Here is a 20,112-nt window from a genome sequence, read left to right as displayed (position 1 = left end):
GCCTCGAACGGTCGAGGCAGGTCAGCCTCGACAACACTCCTGGGTGCTCACGCGGGAATACACGGATGCGAGTGTAGCAGCGCGAAAACCGGCGGCAAAGCGCCTGGTCATGCGTGAGCACTCCGGGTGGGCATATCAACTGCCCCTACGGCGCTGATTGCGCTCGTAGACCAGGCGCAATCCGGTCAATGTGAGATGCGGCTCGTGGTGGTCGATGGTCTCCGATTCCGGCACGATCAACGGTGCGGTGGCGCCGGTCGCGACCACCGCGACATCGTCACCGGCGAATGCGTCGAATTCATCGCGAATCCGATCGATCAGGCCGTCCACCAAACCGGCGAAGCCGAATATCGCGCCGGATTGGATGGCCTCGACGGTGTTCTTGCCGACCACCGAACGCGGGCGCGCCAACTCCACCCGGCGCAATGCGGCACGCTCGATGAGCGCCTCGCTGGAGATCTCCACTCCCGGTGCGAGCACACCGCCGAGAAACTCGCCCTTGGCCGACACCAGATCAACGGTGGTGGCGGTGCCGAAATCCACGACAATCGCGGCCGTGCCGAAACGATGATGTGCGGCAAGGGTGTTCACGATGCGGTCCGCGCCGATTTCCTTGGGATTGTCGACGAGCAGCGGAATACCGGTTCGCACACCGGGTTCCACCACCACATGCGGCACATGATCCCAATAGCGATTGAGCATCGATCTGATCTCGCGCAGTACCGGCGGCACGGTGGACAACGCCGAAACTCCGACGATCTCCTCGACCTGATCGCCGACCAATCCGCGCACTTGCATGGCGAATTCATCCGCGGTCAGCAGCGGATTGGTATGCATCCGCCAGTGCCGCGCCAACTTCGCGTGATTACCACTGCCCGAGAACAATCCGAGCTCGATGCTCGTATTTCGGACATCGATGGCCAGCAGCATCAGACGGTGGTCAGTGAGCGCGGGGTGACCAGACCGGAACCCGCCGGGGCATGCGCCGGATCGGAACCGAGATCGGTCGCGCGATTGTGCTCGTCGACGAAGACGACCTTCGGGGCATATTCCTTCAGCTCCGCCTCGTCCATCATGCCGTAGGCGATCAGGATGACCAGATCGCCGGGATGCACGAGATGGGCGGCGGCGCCATTGATCCCGATAACACCGGAGCCGCGCTCACCGGCGATCACATAGGTCTCCAGCCGGGCGCCGTTATCGATATCGACAATGCAGACCTGCTCACCCTCGAGCAGATCGGCGGCGTCGAGCAGATCCTGGTCGACGGTCACCGAACCGACATAGTGCAGATCGGCGTGGGTCACCGTGGCACGGTGGATCTTCGACTTCATCATGGTGCGCAACATCGCTGTCGCCCTTCCTAAATATTGGCCTGGGCAGGCTGGGAGTCGGTCGCGGCGGTGCGCGAATCGGGAAGTGTGGGGCCGCTAGCGACTGCTTGCAGGTCGCTCGAAACAACACTGCCGCCATCGACGGAGGCGCCGAGCGCGATGGCCGTGTTGTCGATCAGGCGGGTCGAGCCGACCTTGGCGGCGATGAGCAGTCGCGCATTGCCGTTCGCGGGGGCGGGGCCGAGCGTGGACGACCGCAATTCGAGATAGTCGGCATCGACACCGGGGGTCGCATCGAGCACTGCGCGGGCGGCCGCCAGCACGGCATCGGCGCCGAGCGCGCCCGCATGCCGACCCGCGGCCAGCGCCGCCGACAGAGCCAGCGCCGATTCGCGCTGTGCCGCATCGAGATACCGATTGCGGGAGGACAGTGCGAGACCGTCGGGTTCGCGAACCGTCGGCAGCGGCACGATCTTGACGTCCATATTCAGATCACGCACCATCTGCCGGATCAGCGTGAGCTGCTGATAGTCCTTCTCGCCGAAGAAAGCCTCGGTCGGGCGCGCGATATTCAGCAGCTTCGCGACCACCGTCAGCATGCCCGCGAAATGCGTCGGGCGGCTGGCTCCTTCGAGCTCGGCGCCTATCGGGCCCGGATGCACGGTGGTGCGCGGCCCGTCCGGATACATATCCGACGCGCTCGGCGCGAATACCAGCTCCACACCCTCGTCGCGCAGCAACTCGACGTCGGCGTCGAGGGTCCGCGGATATTTGTCCAGATCCTCGTTCGCACCGAACTGCAGGGGATTCACGAAAATCGAGACGATGACCACCTGATTGGTCCGCTTGGCCCGGCGCACGATCTCGAGGTGTCCCTCGTGCAGTGCGCCCATGGTCGGCACCAGGCCGACGGTACGGCCGACCCCGCGCAGGGCCTTGGAGACCGCGGCGATCACCTCGGGATCGTGGTGCACGGTCAGCTCGCCGCGGCGGTAAGCGCCGCGCAATTTCGGATCCATCATCGGCCTCCTTCCAGCAGCTCGATCAGAGCCGGATTGGTCTTGGCGCGTTCGGCCGTGCGCAGCGATATGGCGCGATAGCCCGCGGCCAGCCGTATATCGACCGCTTCCAGAGCGGTCAGATGGGCGGCAACGGCATCCGCATCGCCACGCGCCACCGGGCCGGTCAGCGCGGACTGACCGCGGCGCAGGGCATTGTCGAGCGCGGCGGAGGCCAAGGGGGCGAGCAGGCGTTCGGCCAGACCGTTGGGTTGATCGTCGACGATCTGCTGGCCGAGCAGGCCGGGGCCCGCCAGCGCGGCGCGCAGTGCGTCGACCGCGTCCAGGATGACCGTCACCAGGTGATTACTGCCGTGTGCGAGCGCGGCGTGATAGAGCTGGCGATTTTCTTCCTGCACTCGGACCGGCTCGCCGCCCATTTCGATCACCAGCGATTGCGCGATGGCGAAGCCGATTTCGTCGGCGGCGGTAATGCCGAAGCAGGCATTGCCGAGCCGGGCGACGTCCTCGTCGTGTCCGGTGAAGGTCATGGCCGGATGGATGGCCAGCGGCAGTACGCCACGCTCGGCCAGCGGAGCAAGCACGCCGACGCCATTGGCGCCGGAGGTGTGCGCGACGATGGTGCCTGCCCGGACCACCCCCGCGGATGCGAGCCCGCGCACCAGCCCGGGTAGTTCGGCGTCGGGTACGGCAAGCAGCAGCAGTTCGCTGCGTGCGGCCACCTCCTCGACCGGCAGGATCTCGGAATCGGGTAGTCGGGTGCGGGCCCGATGCACCGAGGCATCGGAAATGGCGGCCACGCCGAACACCACGTGTCCGGCACGCTCGAGCGCCGCGCCGAGTGCGGAGCCGACGCGTCCCGCCGAGACGATTCCCACCGTCAAGCGTGCAGGCGCGGGGTCGCCCGAAGCAGCGTTGTCAGGGTTGACGCTTCTCGAGGTCAACGTTGTCCTCTCGATGTCGTTCCAGTCCCGGACAGCCGGGTACCAGACGTTCCGCACCGAGAATATCGGCCCGTGGCTTGCCGATGCCACGGGGCACCGCGTGATTTACAACGCAGTGCTGTGTCTGATTTGCCGCGCCTTCGCGCGGCGTGTTCGCGGCCCCCGGGTGTCTCGCGTCCGAGTCGTCGAGACTCGCGACTTCGTCGCATGCGCTTCGACGACTCGGATGCGAGACGGGCCGCGAACGGTCGCTCGTAAGACTCGCTCCGCCGTGGTCGCGGATGACGGATCGTTCGGCACTCCCGGCACACGCACGGGGCAGACGAGTCCCGAGCCCACGGCGCATGCGCTTCGGCCCCTTGGCCGCGAACGGGCCGCTCGTAAGACTCGCTCCATTCAAGGGCAGGATGCGGATCCGTCACCGTTCGACGTGGATCAGCGCCCAGTGCGTCCCTTTTCTTCGGACTGCAGGTTCGCCATGATCTCGGCCACCGAAAGTCGGCGCGAGGAATTGCCGGAGTCGGCGTTCGGATCGACGCGGCGACGGCGGCGGGAGGTGGCGGTGCCCAGCGGCGGGACGGTGGTCGTCGGGTGCTCCGGATGTGGCGTCGGGGTGGACGGCTCCGGTGGCTCGGCTTCGGACGCGGTGGGCTCCGGCTCCGAAAGGCGCGGCGGCACGGTGTACTCCAACGGCTGCAGCCGCGGGGGGACACCGGTCTTTTCCGGATCCTCGGTGAACGCGTCGGCCCAGCCGCCGGTGGTGGTGACTGGGTCGTTGTCGACCTCGGCGTCGGCGATATCCGCATCATCGAAATCGTCGGCGGAGACGATCGCGGTCTCCGCGGTCACCGGGTCGTCGAAGGGGCTGGCGAACCGCGGGGGCTCCGGATGATCCGATTCGAAGACCGGGGTAAAGGTGCTGGGCGATTGCTGGAACGCCATGTCCAGCCAGGTGTCGGCATTCGCCGAGCTATTGTTGGCCGAATTTCCGAATGCGCTCGGCAACTCTTGAATCCGGGTCGCATCGGCGCGCAATGCGGGTCGATCCATCGGCAGATCACCGTCGAAGAGCCGCTGCAGACTCTCGCGAAGCACGGTCAGTTCGGCGCGCAGCGCGGCCATTTCGGCCGCATCGGCACCCACTTCCGCGCGCACCCGCGCTTCGACGCCGAGCTCGTATTCGCGTCGGGCGGTCACCTCGCGTTCCAACTGGAGCTCGTACACCGTCTGCAGGTCACGGACCTTGGCCTTATCGATCGTGGCTTCCTTGCGGTACCGCGTCGCGGCCAAAGCGCCGACGACGGCCGCCCACAGCGCCGCCACCAAGCCGATCCGAACAAACTGCAGACGGTCACTGAAAACCAGGAAAACGCTGGCAACCAGACCGAGCAGAATCAATACGCCGATGAACAATTTTCCCGCGTCGTCCCGCCGTCGACGAGAGGTGCTGCTACGGGAGGGTGAAACCATGCACGCCAGGGTAGCTTGATCAGCCAGCCGCGCCCAGATTCCCGTGCGGTGATTCCGGCGAGATTATTTGCTATGTAGTTGCCGGATCGTCTGAAGGGTCCTCGGGAGCCCGACAGCAATACTCCAGCCATAGCGCCGCAGCAACCAAAGCCACCCCCGCCAGCATCCCGACAATGGCGCCGGGACTATCCGCACCCGCCGCATTCAAGGTGCCGCGCTGCGGAAAGACCCAGAAAAGGAACCCGAGCCAGACACCGGCGGCAAGCGAGCCGACCTGCGCGGACGCCTTCGCGAGCGCGACCGCGCGGGCCGCGGTGATCGGATGCAACTGGTGGCTGCCGTCGCCGATCTGATGTTCACTGACCCGTCCGCGAATTACGAAGCCGAGCGCGACTTCGATCGCGGCGACCGGATAAAGCGATGCGCCCGCGTAAATCGAGATCGGCGGGAAACTGCCATAGGCCATCCGCGTGAGCACCCAGGCGATGAGCGCCGCGATGACGACATTGGCGATGAGATCGAGAATCCGGGTCGGCTTCAGTTTCACGACGCCGATCCCTCCGCGGCGGCCGACAGCACGAATTCGGTCGGCCGGACTCCGGCGCGCTCGGCCGCGTCGAGTTCGGCGAGCCGGTCGCGCACCGGCCGGGCGGTTCCATCGACATCGAGTTCCGCGTCCGGCTGCACATCCAGCCAGGGGATGAGCACAAAGGCCCGGTTGTGCGCCTGTGGATGCGGCAGGGTCAATTCCGGATCGCCGCTGCGGCACACCACGCCGCCCTCGGCACACCACACCACGTCGACATCGAGAGTACGTGCGCCCCAACGCACCTCGCGCACCCGCCCGGCGGCCTGCTCCAGCTGTTGTCCGATGCGCAGCCAATCGTGCGCACCGAACTCCGGATCATCAACCAGCACAACGGCATTGAGATAGTCGTCCTGATCGACCCCGCCCCATGGCGCAGTCGAGTACACCGGCGAAACCGCGACCACCCGATCCCCCAGCCCCTCGACAACACTGCGCAGATGTGCGAGCCGATCGCCCAGATTCGAGCCGATCGACAAGACGGCGCTACTCATGCCACCACTCCCCGCTGCCGCGAGGTGACCACGCGGACATCGGCGAAGGTATGCGGAATCGGCGCGGACGGTTTGTGCACGACGACCTCGACCGACTGGATGCGGGGATCGGTCATCACATCGTCGGCGATCTCGGCGACCACCTTTTCGATGAGATTGCGCGGCGGGCCCTGGATGATCTGCACGGCGCGCTCGGCGAGGACACCGTAGTCGATGGTGTTCGCGAGGTCGTCGGTGGCCGCGGCGGCGGCGAAATCGGTCCATACCGTCAGATCGACCAGGAACTCCTGGCCGTCGCGGCGTTCGTAGTCGAAGCAGCCGTGATAGCCATAGGCGCGCAGGCCGCGCAGCTCGATCCGGTCCAGCTGCTCGGGCCCACCCATCTCCCGGCCACCACCCCTCATCGAAGCGCTGCGCGATGCTGCGGTCATAGATCGGCTCCTCTGGTGCTGTTTCGGGCGGCACGCAGCCAGGCGTCGGTCACGGCAATAGCATCCAGCGAGGCGCGCACATCGTGGACGCGGACACCCCAGGCGCCGTGCAGGGCGGCCAGCGCCGACACCGTCGCGGTGGCGGTCTCCCGGCCGTCGGGCGGGCGCGGCCCATCGGCATCGGCGAGCAGGGCGCCGAGGAATCGTTTACGGGAGGCGCCGATGAGAATCGGCAGCCCGTGGCCGACCAATTCGGGCAGTGCGCCGAGCAGCGCCCAATTGTGTTCGGCATTCTTGGCGAAGCCGAGGCCGGGATCGAGTACCAGCCGGGACCGATCCACGCCGGCCGCAACGGCCAGATCCACCTGTGCGGTCAATTCGGCGAGCACCTCGGCGACCACATCGTCGTAGTGGTCGGCCGGACCGGTGTGCCGATAGTCCGCGCCCGCCCGCCAGTGCATGAGGATCCACGGAACCTCAGCTGCCGCAACGACTTTCACCATATCGGGATCGGCGCGGCCACCGGAGACATCGTTGACGACCGAAACTCCGGCCGCGATCGCCGCCTCGGCGACACCGGCCCGCATGGTGTCCACACTGGTCGGCACACCGGCAGCTACCAAGCCGCGAATGACCGGAACCACCCGCGCGGCCTCGGTTTCCGGGTCGATCCGCACCGCACCGGGCCGGGTCGACTCGCCGCCGATATCGATGATGTCGGCGCCCGCCTCGTACAGCTCTATGCCGTGTGCGATGGCAAGGCTCGGATCGAGATAACGGCCGCCGTCGGAGAACGAATCGCTGGTGACGTTCACGACGCCCATCACCACGCAGGAGCGACTATCGCGCGGCGCGACACTGCTCCGGAGGGAATCGGGGGCGTGGGTCGACACCGCGCGGTGCCTCACTTCCGCAGGATCAGATCGAGGGCCTCGGCCCGCGAGGCGGCGTTGGACTGCAGCAGACCGCGCACAGCGGAGGTGGTGGTGCTGGCGCCGGGCTTGCGGATACCGCGCATGGCCATGCACAGGTGCTCGGCCTCGATCACGACGATGGCGCCGCGCGGATCCAGCTTGCGCATGACGGCATCTGCGATCTGGCTGGTCAGCCGCTCCTGCACCTGCGGACGCTTGGCGTACAGATCGACCAGCCTGGCCAGTTTGGACAGTCCGGTCACCCGGCCGTGCGGGCCCGGAATGTAGCCGACGTGCGCGACGCCGTGGAACGACACCAGATGGTGCTCACAGGTCGAATACAGCGGGATATCGCGAACCAGCACCAGTTCCTGGTGGCCCTCGTCGAAGGTGGTGTTCAGCACCGCATCCGGCTCGGTGAAGAGCCCGGCGAACATCTCCCGGTATGCGCGGGCCACCCGTGCGGGCGTATCGATCAGGCCGGGCCGGTCCGGATTCTCACCGACCGCGATCAGCAATTCCCGGATCGCGGCCTCGGCGCGGGGCTGGTCGAACGGGCTGCCGGTCTCCAGTGCGATCAGATCCGGTTCGGCCGGGCCGACACCGTTGTACTTGACCGGTTCGTCGAATTCGTCGAAAGCTTTGGCATTCGCAACGGCACCACCGCTCACATGCCCGGGCCCACCGACGTGATTGTTGGCCGACAATCGAGGACACCTCCAAAATCTCGGGCGCGAGCAATCTCCCCGCACCCAGATGGTCGAGCCTAATCGGCACGTGTCAGTGCCGACCGTTCGGTCCATCCCAATCGTGGTTCTCGCCCTCGTTATTCCCGGTGCCGTTGGCGGGCTCGTCATAGCCGTCGTTGCCGCGGCCCGGCTGACCCCATGGCTGCTGCGGCTGCGGGTAGCCGTGGCGCGGCTGCGGCTCACCCTGCCAGCCGCCGTAACCGGGCTGACCCGACTGCTGCTGCGGCTCGTCGCGCGGCGGCCAGCCCGGAGCGGACCAACCGGCCGGAGCACCGTAATCCGGCCGCGAGCCGTGCGTCGCGCCCTGTCGCGGATAAGCCGGGGAGGGCGCCTGCGGCAACGGGTAACCGGGCGCGGGCTGCTGGGGGTGACCGCCGCCATAGCGCGGTTCCTGATAACCGCCGTCCGGATAGCCATTGGCCGCGGCGGGTTCGCGCTGCGGCAGCTTCGGCAGGCCCGGCGCCTGCGGGGGCCACGGCTCGCCGCGTTCGGCGGCCAGTTCACCCGGGGTCTTCACCGGGGGCTTGTCCGACGGCACGCGCTCGCCGAAATCGTTGAACGCGGTGATGCGCGGACGCTTCTCCACCGCGGCGAGGATCTCCTCGAGATCCTTGCGGTGCAAGGTCTCCCGCTCCAGCAGTGCCGTGGCGAGCACATCGAGCACATCGCGGTACTCGTTGAGGATGGCCCACGCCTCGGTGTGCGCGGCCTCGATGAGATTGCGCACCTCCTCGTCGATGGCACCGGCAACCTCGTGCGAGTAATCCGAACCCATGCCCATCGAACGTCCGAGGAACGGGTCGCCCTGCTCCTGGCCGTAGCGCACCGCGCCCAGCCGCGCGCTCATGCCGTATTCGGTGACCATCGCGCGCGCGATCTTGGTGGCCTGGTCGATATCCGAGGACGCGCCGGTGGTCGGCTCGTGGAACACCAGTTCCTCGGCCGCGCGGCCGCCCATCGCCATGACCAGGCGGGCGATCATCTCCGAGCGAGTCATCAGGCCCTTGTCGTCCTCGGGCACCGTCATGGCGTGGCCGCCGGTGCGGCCGCGGGCCAGAATGGTGACCTTGTAGACCGGCTCGATATCCGGCATCGCCCAGGCGGCCAGGGTGTGACCACCCTCGTGGTAGGCGGTGATCTTCTTCTCGTGCTCGCTGATGATGCGGCTCTTGCGGCGCGGACCACCGATGACGCGGTCCACCGATTCCTCGAGCTGCTCCCCGCTGATCACCGCGCCGTTCTCGCGTGCGGTGAGCAGCGCGGCCTCGTTGACGACATTGGCCAGATCCGCGCCGGACATGCCGACGGTGCGCTTGGCCAGACCGTCGAGATCGGCCTCGGGCGAGATCGGCTTGCCCTGCGAATGCACCCGCAGGATGGCGCGCCGTCCGGCCAGATCCGGATTGCTGACCGGGATCTGCCGGTCGAAGCGGCCCGGCCGCAGCAGCGCCGGATCGAGGATGTCGGGGCGGTTGGTCGCGGCGATCAGGATGATGCCGGTGCGATCGCCGAAGCCGTCCATCTCGACGAGCAACTGGTTCAGGGTCTGCTCGCGCTCGTCGTGGCCGCCGCCGAGGCCGGCGCCACGCTGGCGGCCGACCGCGTCGATCTCGTCGACGAAGATGATGCACGGGCTGTTCTGCTTGGCCTGTTCGAACAGGTCGCGCACGCGGGAGGCGCCGACACCGACGAACATTTCGACGAAGTCCGAACCGGAGATGGTGAAGAACGGCACCCCGGCCTCGCCCGCGACGGCGCGCGCCAGCAGGGTCTTACCGGTACCGGGCGGGCCGTAGAGCAGCACGCCCTTCGGGATCTTCGCGCCCAGTGCCTGGTAGCGGACCGGGTTCTGCAGGAAGTCCTTGATTTCGTACAGCTCTTCGACGGCCTCGTCGGCGCCGGCCACATCCGCGAAGGTGGTCTTGGGCATGTCCTTGGACAGCTGTTTGGCCTTGGACTTGCCGAAGCCCATCATGCCGCCGCGACCACCGCCCTGCATGCGCGACATCACAAAGATGAACAGGCCCAGCAAGATCACCATCGGCAGCACGAACAGCAGGATCTGGGTGAACCAGCTGTCCTGCTTGACCACGGTGTTGAACGGTGCGCCGGACTTCTGCACGGTGTCGAAGACCTGGTTGGAGGTCTCACTGCCGCCCGGATACTTGGCAATGATCTTCTTGGAGCCGGAAGTCGCGTCGTTCCCGTTGTTCAGCTCGATGCGCAGCTGCTGCTCACGATCGTCGATCTGGACGTTCTTGACGTTGCTCTTGTCGTTCAGCTGACTCAACGCCACCGAGGTATCGACGCTCTTCCAGCCGCGCGTGTCATTGCCGAAATAGCTGAACGCATAGATCACGAGCAAGATGCCCGAGACTATGGCCAGGGTGCGAAACACAGTCTTGCGGTTCATAGAGCTTAGGCCGGGCGGCCAGTCCTTTCCGGGTGTCTCCGGTGCATGCCTAGCGTGGCGTCGGGCGCGTCCCGTCCGGTAGTTCGGATGCGGACATGCCACGTTACCGCGTACGGTCTAGTCGATACATCGCGCAGTTCGGCAGCTGGTGTAGTTCGACAGGTAAACGGTCGGGGAACGTCCGTGGTTCCCGAAGTCTCCGGTCGGGTTACGCCAAGTGGTCACAATCATGTCATGTTCGGCCTATCGTGAGCGACGACACATAAGAGCGCAGGGGGTATGGACATAGTTGAGCTACGGACACCCACAGCGATACTGCGGCACGGCCGTGGACGACTGATCGTTCTACGCCCGGGCAGCGATGGCGAGCGCGTCCTCGATGTGCCGGTCACCGATCTGCTCAAGGTCCGGCTGAACCGCCGCGCCGACGATGCCGTCGTCATCGAGATCTATCTGCGTTATCCCACGCCCGTGCTCACCGGCGTGCCCGCCGACCGCACCCCGCTACCGGTATTGATAGCCGAACACGATTTCCCCGCGGCCGCCGAGATCGTCGAGCGCATCAACGGTCAGATTTTGGCCAGCCAGCGCATCGATGTGGCCGCACCCGATCTGCAGCCGCCCGCCCCGCAGTGGGGTAAGAGCGGGCCGACCAGAGCCGATGTCGATCGAGCCGTGCGGCGGATGGCCCCCAAACGCGAAGCCAAGGCGGCGATAGCCGCCCTGCACCGCTACGTCACCATCGACGAATACGTGCTGGAGACCGCCATCGTCGTCGCACATCCGCCCGCAGGCACCGGCCCCGGACTGCTGGCCGCGACCACCGGACGGCTGCTGTTCATCTCCATCGGCCCCGGCGACAGGTACGCCCACGAGCTACCCATTCCGGTCGTCATGTGGGCTCGCACCACCGACGGCGCCGTCACGACACCCGGTGAGATCGGCCCGGTGCGCGGCGAGACCGGCATCGATGTGCACGACGGAAACGTCACGTTGCATTTCACCGGCAACGATCGAGCCGATACCGAGCGCGTCACCTGCGCGGTGAATTTCGCCGTCCGGCGCGATTCGGCCGACGGCGCGGCCGGACCGGCCGATCCGGGCGTCGCGCAGCTCTATTCCGAATGGGAATTGCTGGTGGAGCGGCATTCTCTCGGCATGGTCGATGACGGACAGTTCCAGCGCTACGGCCGCGGGATTCTGCGCTCACTCCCCGACGGGCACTGATTGCAGCGTGATCCGCCGCCACGGGCTGGTCGGACGCAACCACAGGCGCAGCAGTTCCATGCGCCGATCCACGCCGCCGTTCTTGAGTTCGGCCAGATCCTCACAGGCCTGCCAGTAGGTCCAGCCGGTCAGGTAGGCATCGCCGAATTGGCGCCAATTCTGGTATTTGCGCTGAGCCAGCGGCAGCGCCCGCATCAAATAATCCCAGGCCACCTCGGCGTCGAGATAACCCGCGGTGAAGGCCATTCGGGCCACCGCGACCACCCGGGCCAGATCCCAGGCATGGATATCGCTCGGCAGCGGACGGGCCAGATGATCGGTGAAACCGATTTTGATCGCCTGCGACCAGATGTCGTAATCGCGGACCAGCGCCTCCGGATTGTCCATCCCCCGGAACGAGCCCACCTGCCGCAGGAAGGCGCGGTGCCGATCGGCCCGCTCACCGAACCGGTCGCGTTCACTGGCATTGATCGACGCCATCACCAGCGGATGCACCATCGCGTACAGCGGCGCGTGCATACCCTCGAGCAACTGCTCCATCGAGGCCTGCGCCTCGGTGCCGTCGGTGATGCCCCATGCGCCGGTGAGCGTATCGATGGCGAGTTCACGCCGGTCACCGAGCGGATGGTCGCGCTCGGGACCGAGCAGCAGCGCGTCGTGGAAGGCATCCCAGCGCACCGAATAGAAGCCGCCGAGTGCAAGCGCACGCAATTCGTCATCCGATACCGCCGCGCCGGACCAGTGGTCCTCTTCCCGCTTGTCGAGCTCGTCGTAGGGGAATGTTGTCAAGGTGGGTACACCGCGGGCAGGCATACCCCCGATTGTTCACCATCGATCTTGGATGGACCTGTGTAATCGCTCGGCTTTGTCGGATCTGTTTCTTGGCCTGCCTTACCCCGACCATGGGCAGTAGTGTGCTCCCATGAGTAGCAACATCACCCTCCTTCGTGGCCTGGATCCTGCGCCTACCGAGCAGGAAATCTATGCTGCCGCACTGCAGTATGTGCGTACGGTCGGTGGCGTGTCCGGCCTGAGCACCACAACCAAGGCAGCCGTCGACAAGGCGGTGAACGCCATCGCGGCGGCGACCACGCAATTGCTCGCGGATTTACCGGATGTGCGCGTCGCACCGGTCACCGAACCGCCACTACGCCAGGTCGCGGAGGCGGAGTAGTTCGTAGCGTTTCAAGGTAGGGCGTCTGCGCCGTAGGTGGCGACGCAGGCCAGTGCGATCTCCAGCGGCAGGCTGCGCGCTTCGATCGGATGGCCGAGCAGTTCCTCGATCCGCTGGATCCGATAGCGGACCGTGTTCTTGTGCACATCGAGTAATTTCGCCGTGGCCTCCGGGCTGCGATGGCTTTTCAGATATGCGTGCAGTGTTTCGCGCAGTCGTGTGGCATTGACATCACGGCCCGCCAGTGCGCGTAATTCGCGCCCGATCAGACCGCGCATGGCCGCGTCGTCGGCGCCCGCCAGATAGGCGATCTCCACCTCGCGATATGCGGTGACCCGCGCTCGATCCGCTGGACCGCGCTCGGCGACGTGCCTGGCCGCGACGGCCTCGTGATGGCTCTGCCGGAACCCGGCGGTCTGCGGCGCGGGCACCCCGAACGCGGCCCGCACCGGCGGCTCGACCTGACCGTGCACGATTCGCTCGATCTCCCCTGGCACCGCCAATTCGGCGGCATGCGCGTCGTCGTCCAAACCAGCCCAGGCCCACATGCCGCTCGCGCCGGAGGCCACGGTGAGCACGTGGCCACTGCCGAGCGCTGTGCCCAATCGCGTCGCGACCCGATCCAGCAGCCCGCTCGCCTCGCTGTCCTGCTCACCGGTGGTCTCATCGGTCCACAGCACAAATGCCAAGTGCTGCTTGGCAAGTCGATAGCCGAGCCGGACCGAGGCCTGGTCGATATCGAGTTCGTCACCGGCGAGCAGGGCACGCACGATTTCGGTGCGCCGGTTGAGCGCGGCGCGCATGACCCGCTCGCGTTCCTCCATGTAGGTATCGGTGAGCGTCTCCACCGAAATGCTGACCCATCTGGTGGAACGCTCGAACAGTCGCAGCATTACCGCCCGCTCGATCTCGGGCGGGGGCTGCCGTTCGTCGACGGCGTCGGTCATGTAGTCGAGTACCGCCTCCTGCCCGACGTGATAGGTCCGCAGCAGCAGCCGCAGGTCGTAACCGCGTCGGGCGAGGGTTCGGGCGAAGGCGTGTGCCTCCTCCGGCAAGGCGAATTCGATGGTGTCGCTGGTGAGATTGGCCAGCACCACCCGCGCGTGTGCGCGGGTGCTCGCAGCCAGGTCGCGGCGCATATCGCGATCGGCGAGTTCCGGGATATGCGCGATGATCGCGTTGTCGAGGCGATCGACGACCTGTTCGAGCGCCCGGGTGCGCATGGTCTCGTAGACGTATTCGGCCAGCCAGTCGCGAACCACCGCGCTATTCGGGCTGATCGCCGCCGGGCGGCCGGTGGTCATGAAACCTCCGGGTTGTACCTAGAGAACAAAAACAGCCTCATTCGTTGACAAATCGGGCCAAGAAAGTCCGAGAACCTTGTGCCACGATCATAGGTCAGTGAACTGATTCACAGCGATCAGCACAACGTCAGTGGGAGAACAGCGTGACCGATACGGTGCCCGGCGCGGCCGAGAAGAAAACTGCGCGTAAGACAACGGCGAAACAAGACGCGGCGCGAGCGACGGGCGCGGAGGCAGTAGCGGAGCGTGACCACGGAGCGCCCCGGGAGCGCCGCGAATCGGACACCGCTCCGGCACCGATCGAGGTACGCAATCCGGGCACCGGGGCGGTGGTCGGGTCCGTGCCGAACGAGAGCGCTGACGCGGTCGCGGCAAAGATCCGCGAATTGCGCCTGTACCAGCCGGAATGGGAGGCCATCGGCCCCGACGGGCGCAAGGAATGGCTGCTGAAGCTGCAGGACTGGATCATCGACAACACCGAGCATCTGGCCGATGTGCTGCAGGCCGAGGCGGGCAAGCCCCGCGTGGACGCGCTGATCGACCCGGCCTTCTCGACCGATCTCATCGGCTACTACGCGCGCCGGGCCGGGAAATTCCTCGCCGACGACCATCCCTCGCCGCACAGCCCGCTGGCCCGGGTCAAGAAGCTGACCACCGTGTACAAGCCGTATCCCGTGGTCGGCGTGATCACGCCGTGGAACTTCCCGCTGGCCATGCCGGTCATCGATGTGATCCCGGCGCTGGCCGCCGGTGCCGCGGTGATCCTCAAGCCGTCGGAGGTGACTCCGCTTTCGGCGATCGAATTGGCAAGGGGCTGGGCCGAAATCGGTGCGCCGCCGGTTTTCGCCGTGGTCACCGGCGCTGGTGCGACCGGTGCCGCGGTGGTCGAGAATGCCGACTACATCCAGTTCACGGGTTCGACCGCGACCGGGCGCAAGATCGCCGCCGCCTGTGTCGAGCGGTTGATTCCCTACAGCCTGGAATTGGGCGGTAAGGATCCGGCGATTGTGCTGGCCGACGCCGATCTGGATCGGGCCGCGCACGGCATCGCCTTCGGCGGCATGTTCAACTCGGGCCAGGTCTGCATTTCGGTGGAGCGGGTGTATGTCGAGGCTCCGGTCTACGACGAATTCGTCGCCAAGCTCACCGATGCGGTCGAGAATCTGCGCCAGGGCCTGGACGGTCGCGAGTCCAAATACGACGTGGGCGCGCTGGCCAACGAGAACCAGGTCCAGATCGTGCAGCGGCATGTCGACGAGGCCGTCGCGGCGGGCGCCAAGGTGACCACCGGTGGCAAGCGCACCGGTGTCGGCACTCTGTTCGAACCGACCGTGCTCGTCGATGTCGACCACACCATGTCCTGCATTACCGAGGAGACCTTCGGCCCGACCCTGCCGGTGATCAAGGTCGCCGACGAGGCGGAAGCCGTTCGGCTGGCCAATGATTCGATCTACGGCCTCTCGGCCTCGGTCTGGACCGGCGATAAGGATCGCGGCGAGCGTGTGGCCCGTGCCCTCGAAGCCGGAGCGGTGAATATCAACGACGTCTTCGTCAACCTGTTCAGCTTCGCGCTGCCGATGGGCGGTTGGGGGCAATCCGGTGTCGGCGCACGCTGGGGCGGTCCGAACGGAGTTCGCAAATACTGCAGGCAGAAGGCGATCACCACGCCGATCCTGCCGACCCAGCAGAAGGAACTGCTCTGGTTCCCGTACCAGATGCCGAAGGTGCTGTTCGGGCTCGGCGCGATGCGTGCCGCGGGAGCTCGCGGACTGCGTCGCATCGACATTGCCGCAATTCTGAAACTCAAGGGAGACAACAAGTGACCGCGGAGCGAGCGAAGGGCCCGGAGGCACAAGGTGGGGGCCGTCAGAGCGGCGCCCCGCAAGGGGTGCGCGCGCACGGAGGGCACCGGGAGCTCCGCAAATCCAACACAGACGGGGCGAAGGTTCGCGGCAAGGTCGTCGTCATCACCGGTGGCGCGCGCGGCATCGGACTGGCCACGGCGACCGCACTGCAGGCGCTCGGCGCCAAGATCGCGATCGGCGATATCGACGAGACCACGGTCAAGGAGTCCGGCACCGCCCGCGATTTCGAGCTGTACGGGCGGCTCGACGTCACCGATCCCAGCTCGTTCGAGAGCTTCCTCGACGAGGTCGAGCGCACCGTCGGCCCGATCGACGTGCTGATCAACAATGCGGGCATCATGCCGACCGGCAGATTCGCCGATGAGCCGGACCAGATCACCCGCCGGATTCTGGATATCAATGTCTACGGCGTGATCCTCGGCTCCAAGCTGGGCCTGGCCCGCATGCTGCCGCGCAAGCGCGGACACATCATCAATATCGCCTCGCTCGCCGGCGAAACGCATATCCCGGGCCTGGCGACATACAACGCCAGCAAGCATGCGGTGCTCGGCTTCACCGACACCCTGCGCGAGGAGTACCGGGGTTCGGGTGTCGCGTTCTCCTCGGTGCTGCCGACGCTGACGAATACCGAACTCGGCTCCGGCGTGAGCGGCCCGAAGCTGCTGCGCCCGGCCGAACCGGAGGAGATCGCCGATGCGATCGCCGCGCTGATCGCCGAGCCGAAGTCCAAGGTCCGGGTCACCGCGGTGGCCGGATTCCTGTCGCAGCTGGTGAATCTGCTGCCCGAGCCGGTGGCCGATGGACTGGCCAGGGCGCTGGGTTCGAGCAATGCCTTCCTCGACGACGTGGACGTGGCCAAGCGCAAGGCCTACGAGGATCGGGCACGCAGCCTCTGAGCGATCGACGAAGGCGCCGTGGCCGGGTCATCGACCACGGCGCCTTCGCGCGTCCGAACACCCCCGCGACTGCCGTCTCCGGACCGTTCGAACGAGACAGCAAACAAAATTGTGACCAACATCACTTCAGCTACCCCTAACGGCATCACCCTCGTTGCGGGCCGGTTTCCCGACAGTGACCGGCCACACTTCAGCACCTCCCCGGCGCGGTCCACAGACCCCATCGTCGCCGCATCGTTGCTGGTCATATGCCCAATTAACTTGCGCGCGGCAGCGCGGGTCCCGAGTGCTGGAGATTCGCGGAGTCGATGATGCAAATGACCATGACAAGCCATATGCTGTGTCTAACAAACCTGCCGACTGTTTCGGCTGCCATATCCAGACTTTCCGGCCTCAATAGGCTGGAAATTCAGGACCGATTCTGATAGCAAGGGGCTATGGACCCGCATTTGCGCGACCTGCGGTATTTCGTCGCCGTCGCTGAGGAACTGCACTTCACCAACGCCGCTCAGCGGCTGCACATCGCTCAACCCACCCTCTCGCGTCAGATTCGTCAGCTGGAACGCCAGCTCGACGTGGTCCTGTTCGACCGCAACCAGCGCAGCGTCGCGCTGACCGTCGCGGGCAAGGAGCTACTCGAAGGCGCCCGCAAGATCCTCGAGCTGTGGGAGGTCACCAACGTCTCCCTGCAGGAGGCGGGTGAGGTGCTGCGCGTCGGCATCCAATCCGCGCTCGGCCGCGGGCTGCTCAACGATCTGGAGAGCGCGAGCGGGCACCGCCTGGCGCTGCACGCCGCCTCCTGGACCGACCCGTCCAGTGGTCTGGCCGGTCGACAGGCCGACCTCGCTCTGGTCTGGCTTCCACTACCCGATCCGAACCGATACCGCTGGCAGGTGCTGCGCACCGAGCCGCGCTGGGTGCTGCTGCCGGAGAACCATCCGCTGGCCGAGAACGACACCATCGACTTCGCCGACCTGCTGGACGAACCGTTCATCGCACTGCCCACCGAGGCCGGTGCGGTGCGCGACTTCTGGCTCGGCAACGATGCCCGCAACGGCCGTCAGCCCAAGATCGGCGCCGAAGCGGCGACCCCCGAGGACAAGCTGGAGGCCGTGAGCCTCGGCCTCGGCGTCTGCCTGCTGGCCGAGAACAATGTGCCGATGTACCGCTGGCCGGGTCTGACCGCTCGCCCGCTCGCCGGACTCGCCCCGTGCGAACTTGCGGTGGCCTGGCGCGCCGACGACAACCGGCCCACCATCCTCGAATTCGCCGCACGCGCGGTGGACGGTGGTTTCGCGGTGCAGCATCAGCCCGCTATCGCAGGCTGATCGCTCGTCCCGGTCAAGCTCCTCCCAGCCCGACGGAGCGAGTCTTACGAGCAACCCGTTCGCGGCCCGTCTCGCGTCCGCGCCGAAGGCGCGGCCATCGAACACAGCCGAGTCGTCGAAGCGCATACGACGCAGTCGTATGTCTCGACGGCGCCGTCAGCGACTGCTTGCAGGTCGCTCGAAAGGGCCGGACGCGAGACACCCGGGGCCGCGAACACGCCGCGCCGCAGGCGCGGCAATCGGATTTAGTCGTTCACCGTTCGCTTCCAGGGGTGGATCGACTCGAGTTGAGCCGCGAGGCGCAGCAGGATCGATTCACTACCGGGCGGTGCCGTGAGTTGGGCGGCGACCGGTGTTTTGGATCTCGGGTGCATTCCCATCGGGATCGAGGCAGCGGGCCAGCCGACCAGATTCCACAGCGGTGTGAACGGTGAATACCGAGCGCTGATAACAACATTCGCGAGCCAACCGAGAGTGTGCCAGGCCCTGGCCCGGGGTGGCGGGGCGGCGAGCGTCGGGGTGATCACCACGTGGTAGCGCTCGAAGAAATCCAGCAGTTGCGCCTCGACCCGGTCCACCTGCGCCGGGCGTACCAGCCGCAGCCGCTGGACGAGCCGACCGAGTGCGATGTGGCGGCGGGTGCGCCGCTGCAGACGTTCGGGGCGGACGAGATTCGCGGCCTCCCGCGCGCCGTATGCCAACCAGCGCAGGCCGACCGAAACGAGCGATTCGCCGTAGGGCAGTGTCACCGATTCCACCAGGTGCCCGGCCGCGGCGGCGGCCGAAGCAGCGGTGCGGGCCGCCGCGGTCCAGTGCCGATCGACCCGGAACATCCGGGACGGTGGCGCCACGGCCAGCCCGATGCGTAGTCGGCCCGGCGGTTCCAACTCGGCTAGGTCCGGACGCGCGGCCAGCACCGACAGCATGAGTGCGGCATCGCCGACTGTCGTTGCGAGCACACCGTTTTCGACCATCCCGGACCAGGAATCGACGCCTACCTCGGCCGGTACGGTGTGCCGCCCCGGCTTGAGCCCGAACACCCCGCAGCAGGCCGCGGGAATGCGCACCGAACCAAGCCCGTCGTTGCCGTGCGCCACCGGCACCAACCCGGCCGCCACGGCCGCGGCCGAACCACCGGACGAGCCACCGGAGCTGCGGGCGGAATTCCACGGGTTCCGACCGATGCGGCCCTCGCTCTCGGTCGTACCCCACAGGCCGAGTTCGGGGACCGCGGTCAGCCCGACCACCACCGCGCCCGCGGCCCGCAGCCTGCACACCACCGGGTGGTCGGCGGTCGCCGGGCGGGTATCGGTCGCGGTGGAACCGGCGAGAACCGATTCACCCTCGACCGCGATGTTGTGTTTTATCGCGATGGGCACACCCGCCAGCGGCAGCAGATCCAGATCGGAACGCTGTTCCAGCGCGAGTGCCTCGGCCCGTGCTTTAGCCGAGCGAACGACCGTGAACGCATTCGTCTTTCGGTTCTCGGCGGCGATCAGATCCAGCGCGGTATCGACGGTTTCGGTCGGCGTCAGCGAGCCGTCACGCACACTCGCCGCGATTGCCGCCGCCGGACCTCGTGACAGGCCGGTTTCGCGTGGCATGCTGGAATCCATCGAAGCATGTACGGCGTCGGTCCCGCCCACCGCGACCCCACGGGCGGCCTGCACCTCCGGGGCTTCAACAGCCTCCGGAGCGGTCGAATCCGTCGCTGTCGGATCCGCCGCCGCGACGCCACCCGCCGCGGCCGTCACGGTATTCGATTTACGGCGCTGTTCCCGGGTTTTTCCGTGGTCACGCTCCGCTACCGCCTCCGCGCCCGTCGCTCGCGCCGCAGTGTTGTTCATGTGCTGGTTCTTCCCCGTCGCATCGTTGTCGAAATCGGGTGATCCACTGTTGTGGCGCAAGTTATCATTTCGATTACTGCTCGGGGGACGATGTCGTCGGGTGTGGCGGAAATTCAG

At 66.6% G+C, this 20,112-nt stretch carries 19 protein-coding genes; 5 read left to right on the top strand and 14 right to left on the bottom strand.

Annotated elements, in window-relative coordinates; genetic code table 11:
• Positions 1-135: 135 nt before the first annotated feature.
• From ACQPZ2_RS03695 to ftsH, 11 genes are all read right to left on the bottom strand, one after another.
• Complete coding sequence (locus ACQPZ2_RS03695) at positions 136-930, bottom strand: type III pantothenate kinase (protein ID WP_433524301.1); 795 nt, start codon at positions 928-930, stop codon at positions 136-138.
• Positions 930-1,349, bottom strand: coding sequence for an aspartate 1-decarboxylase (gene panD / locus ACQPZ2_RS03690; RefSeq protein ID WP_040686161.1), 420 nt, complete (start codon positions 1,347-1,349; stop codon positions 930-932). The genes ACQPZ2_RS03695 and panD overlap by 1 nt, the downstream gene beginning before the upstream one ends.
• A gap of 14 nt (positions 1,350-1,363) precedes the next feature.
• The gene (panC, locus tag ACQPZ2_RS03685; protein WP_433524300.1) at positions 1,364-2,356 is read right to left on the bottom strand and encodes a pantoate--beta-alanine ligase; all 993 of its coding nucleotides are present in this window, start codon (positions 2,354-2,356) and stop codon (positions 1,364-1,366) included.
• The gene (locus tag ACQPZ2_RS03680; protein ID WP_433524299.1) at positions 2,353-3,297 is read right to left on the bottom strand and encodes a Rossmann-like and DUF2520 domain-containing protein; all 945 of its coding nucleotides are present in this window, start codon (positions 3,295-3,297) and stop codon (positions 2,353-2,355) included. The genes panC and ACQPZ2_RS03680 overlap by 4 nt, the downstream gene beginning before the upstream one ends.
• 435 nt (positions 3,298-3,732) lie before the next feature.
• Positions 3,733-4,767 carry a DUF6779 domain-containing protein gene (locus ACQPZ2_RS03675; protein WP_433524298.1) on the bottom strand — a complete coding sequence of 345 codons (1,035 nt, stop codon included), beginning with the start codon at positions 4,765-4,767 and terminating at the stop codon, positions 3,733-3,735.
• Positions 4,768-4,837: 70 nt separating this feature from the next.
• Positions 4,838-5,308: a DUF3180 domain-containing protein gene (locus ACQPZ2_RS03670; protein ID WP_433527312.1), complete on the bottom strand. Its 471-nt coding sequence runs from the start codon at positions 5,306-5,308 to the stop codon at positions 4,838-4,840.
• Positions 5,309-5,310: 2 nt separating this feature from the next.
• A complete protein-coding gene (folK, locus tag ACQPZ2_RS03665) occupies positions 5,311-5,847 on the bottom strand; it encodes a 2-amino-4-hydroxy-6-hydroxymethyldihydropteridine diphosphokinase (protein WP_433524297.1) in 537 nt (178 codons plus the stop codon).
• Positions 5,844-6,230 (bottom strand): dihydroneopterin aldolase, encoded by a 387-nt coding sequence (gene folB, locus ACQPZ2_RS03660; protein WP_433527311.1) that lies wholly within the window; start codon positions 6,228-6,230, stop codon positions 5,844-5,846. Before folB ends, folK begins: the two co-directional genes overlap by 4 nt.
• 44 nt (positions 6,231-6,274) lie before the next feature.
• Entirely contained in the window at positions 6,275-7,102 is an 828-nt protein-coding gene (gene folP, locus ACQPZ2_RS03655) for a dihydropteroate synthase (RefSeq protein WP_433527310.1), read from the bottom strand.
• 80 nt (positions 7,103-7,182) lie between these two features.
• A complete protein-coding gene (gene folE / locus ACQPZ2_RS03650) occupies positions 7,183-7,773 on the bottom strand; it encodes a GTP cyclohydrolase I FolE (protein WP_040686186.1) in 591 nt (196 codons plus the stop codon).
• A gap of 199 nt (positions 7,774-7,972) precedes the next feature.
• Positions 7,973-10,354 (bottom strand): ATP-dependent zinc metalloprotease FtsH, encoded by a 2,382-nt coding sequence (ftsH, locus tag ACQPZ2_RS03645; RefSeq protein ID WP_433524296.1) that lies wholly within the window; start codon positions 10,352-10,354, stop codon positions 7,973-7,975.
• Between the two features lie 279 nt (positions 10,355-10,633).
• Here ftsH and ACQPZ2_RS03640 point away from each other — a divergent pair, with 279 nt between their 5' ends.
• Positions 10,634-11,581, top strand: coding sequence for a hypothetical protein (locus ACQPZ2_RS03640; RefSeq protein WP_433524295.1), 948 nt, complete (start codon positions 10,634-10,636; stop codon positions 11,579-11,581).
• On the opposite strand, the gene ACQPZ2_RS03635 is transcribed toward ACQPZ2_RS03640, so the two are convergent.
• A complete protein-coding gene (locus ACQPZ2_RS03635; RefSeq protein WP_433524294.1) occupies positions 11,561-12,394 on the bottom strand; it encodes a DUF1266 domain-containing protein in 834 nt (277 codons plus the stop codon). The genes ACQPZ2_RS03640 and ACQPZ2_RS03635 overlap by 21 nt on opposite strands.
• A 109-nt stretch (positions 12,395-12,503) precedes the next feature.
• Here ACQPZ2_RS03635 and ACQPZ2_RS03630 point away from each other — a divergent pair, with 109 nt between their 5' ends.
• Positions 12,504-12,755 (top strand): DUF2277 domain-containing protein, encoded by a 252-nt coding sequence (locus ACQPZ2_RS03630; RefSeq protein ID WP_063042800.1) that lies wholly within the window; start codon positions 12,504-12,506, stop codon positions 12,753-12,755.
• An 11-nt stretch (positions 12,756-12,766) separates the two neighbouring features.
• Here ACQPZ2_RS03630 and ACQPZ2_RS03625 read toward each other — a convergent pair whose 3' ends face one another.
• Positions 12,767-14,059 (bottom strand): PucR family transcriptional regulator, encoded by a 1,293-nt coding sequence (locus ACQPZ2_RS03625; protein ID WP_433524293.1) that lies wholly within the window; start codon positions 14,057-14,059, stop codon positions 12,767-12,769.
• Between the two features lie 299 nt (positions 14,060-14,358).
• Here ACQPZ2_RS03625 and ACQPZ2_RS03620 point away from each other — a divergent pair, with 299 nt between their 5' ends.
• The 3 genes from ACQPZ2_RS03620 (at position 14,359) to ACQPZ2_RS03610 (ending at position 18,148) form a co-directional block, all read left to right on the top strand.
• On the top strand, positions 14,359-15,882 hold the full coding sequence (locus ACQPZ2_RS03620) for an aldehyde dehydrogenase family protein (protein ID WP_433527309.1): 1,524 nt from the start codon (positions 14,359-14,361) through the stop codon (positions 15,880-15,882).
• Between the two features lie 65 nt (positions 15,883-15,947).
• Entirely contained in the window at positions 15,948-16,820 is an 873-nt protein-coding gene (locus tag ACQPZ2_RS03615) for an SDR family oxidoreductase (RefSeq protein ID WP_433527308.1), read from the top strand.
• A gap of 437 nt (positions 16,821-17,257) precedes the next feature.
• Complete coding sequence (locus ACQPZ2_RS03610) at positions 17,258-18,148, top strand: LysR family transcriptional regulator (RefSeq protein ID WP_063042803.1); 891 nt, start codon at positions 17,258-17,260, stop codon at positions 18,146-18,148.
• Positions 18,149-18,393: 245 nt separating this feature from the next.
• Here ACQPZ2_RS03610 and ACQPZ2_RS03605 read toward each other — a convergent pair whose 3' ends face one another.
• Positions 18,394-19,764, bottom strand: a complete 1,371-nt coding sequence (locus ACQPZ2_RS03605; RefSeq protein ID WP_433527307.1) for an amidase — start codon at positions 19,762-19,764, stop codon at positions 18,394-18,396.
• Positions 19,765-20,112: the final 348 nt, after the last annotated feature.

The organism is Nocardia pseudovaccinii (assembly GCF_050942345.1).
Lineage (GTDB): Bacteria > Actinomycetota > Actinomycetes > Mycobacteriales > Mycobacteriaceae > Nocardia > Nocardia pseudovaccinii.
The sequence above is the reverse complement of the archived record's forward strand: the minus strand, read 5'-3'. Positions and strand labels throughout refer to the sequence as shown.

Bases quoted from the DNA above. Each gene is read 5' to 3' on its own strand.
- ACQPZ2_RS03675 (WP_433524298.1), bottom strand. From the start codon at position 4,767: ATGGTTTCACCCTCCCGTAGCAGCACCTCTCGTCGACGGCGGGACGAC.
- folK (WP_433524297.1), bottom strand. From the start codon at position 5,847: ATGAGTAGCGCCGTCTTGTCGATCGGCTCGAATCTGGGCGATCGGCTC.
- folB (WP_433527311.1), bottom strand. From the start codon at position 6,230: ATGGGTGGGCCCGAGCAGCTGGACCGGATCGAGCTGCGCGGCCTGCGC.
- panD (WP_040686161.1), bottom strand. From the start codon at position 1,349: ATGTTGCGCACCATGATGAAGTCGAAGATCCACCGTGCCACGGTGACC.
- ACQPZ2_RS03630 (WP_063042800.1), top strand. From the start codon at position 12,504: ATGAGTAGCAACATCACCCTCCTTCGTGGCCTGGATCCTGCGCCTACC.
- ACQPZ2_RS03695 (WP_433524301.1), bottom strand. From the start codon at position 930: ATGCTGCTGGCCATCGATGTCCGAAATACGAGCATCGAGCTCGGATTG.
- ACQPZ2_RS03610 (WP_063042803.1), top strand. From the start codon at position 17,258: ATGGACCCGCATTTGCGCGACCTGCGGTATTTCGTCGCCGTCGCTGAG.
- ACQPZ2_RS03625 (WP_433524293.1), bottom strand. From the start codon at position 14,059: ATGACCACCGGCCGCCCGGCGGCGATCAGCCCGAATAGCGCGGTGGTT.
- ACQPZ2_RS03605 (WP_433527307.1), bottom strand. From the start codon at position 19,764: ATGGATTCCAGCATGCCACGCGAAACCGGCCTGTCACGAGGTCCGGCG.
- folP (WP_433527310.1), bottom strand. From the start codon at position 7,102: ATGGGCGTCGTGAACGTCACCAGCGATTCGTTCTCCGACGGCGGCCGT.
- ftsH (WP_433524296.1), bottom strand. From the start codon at position 10,354: ATGAACCGCAAGACTGTGTTTCGCACCCTGGCCATAGTCTCGGGCATC.
- ACQPZ2_RS03635 (WP_433524294.1), bottom strand. From the start codon at position 12,394: ATGCCTGCCCGCGGTGTACCCACCTTGACAACATTCCCCTACGACGAG.
- panC (WP_433524300.1), bottom strand. From the start codon at position 2,356: ATGATGGATCCGAAATTGCGCGGCGCTTACCGCCGCGGCGAGCTGACC.
- ACQPZ2_RS03640 (WP_433524295.1), top strand. From the start codon at position 10,634: ATGGACATAGTTGAGCTACGGACACCCACAGCGATACTGCGGCACGGC.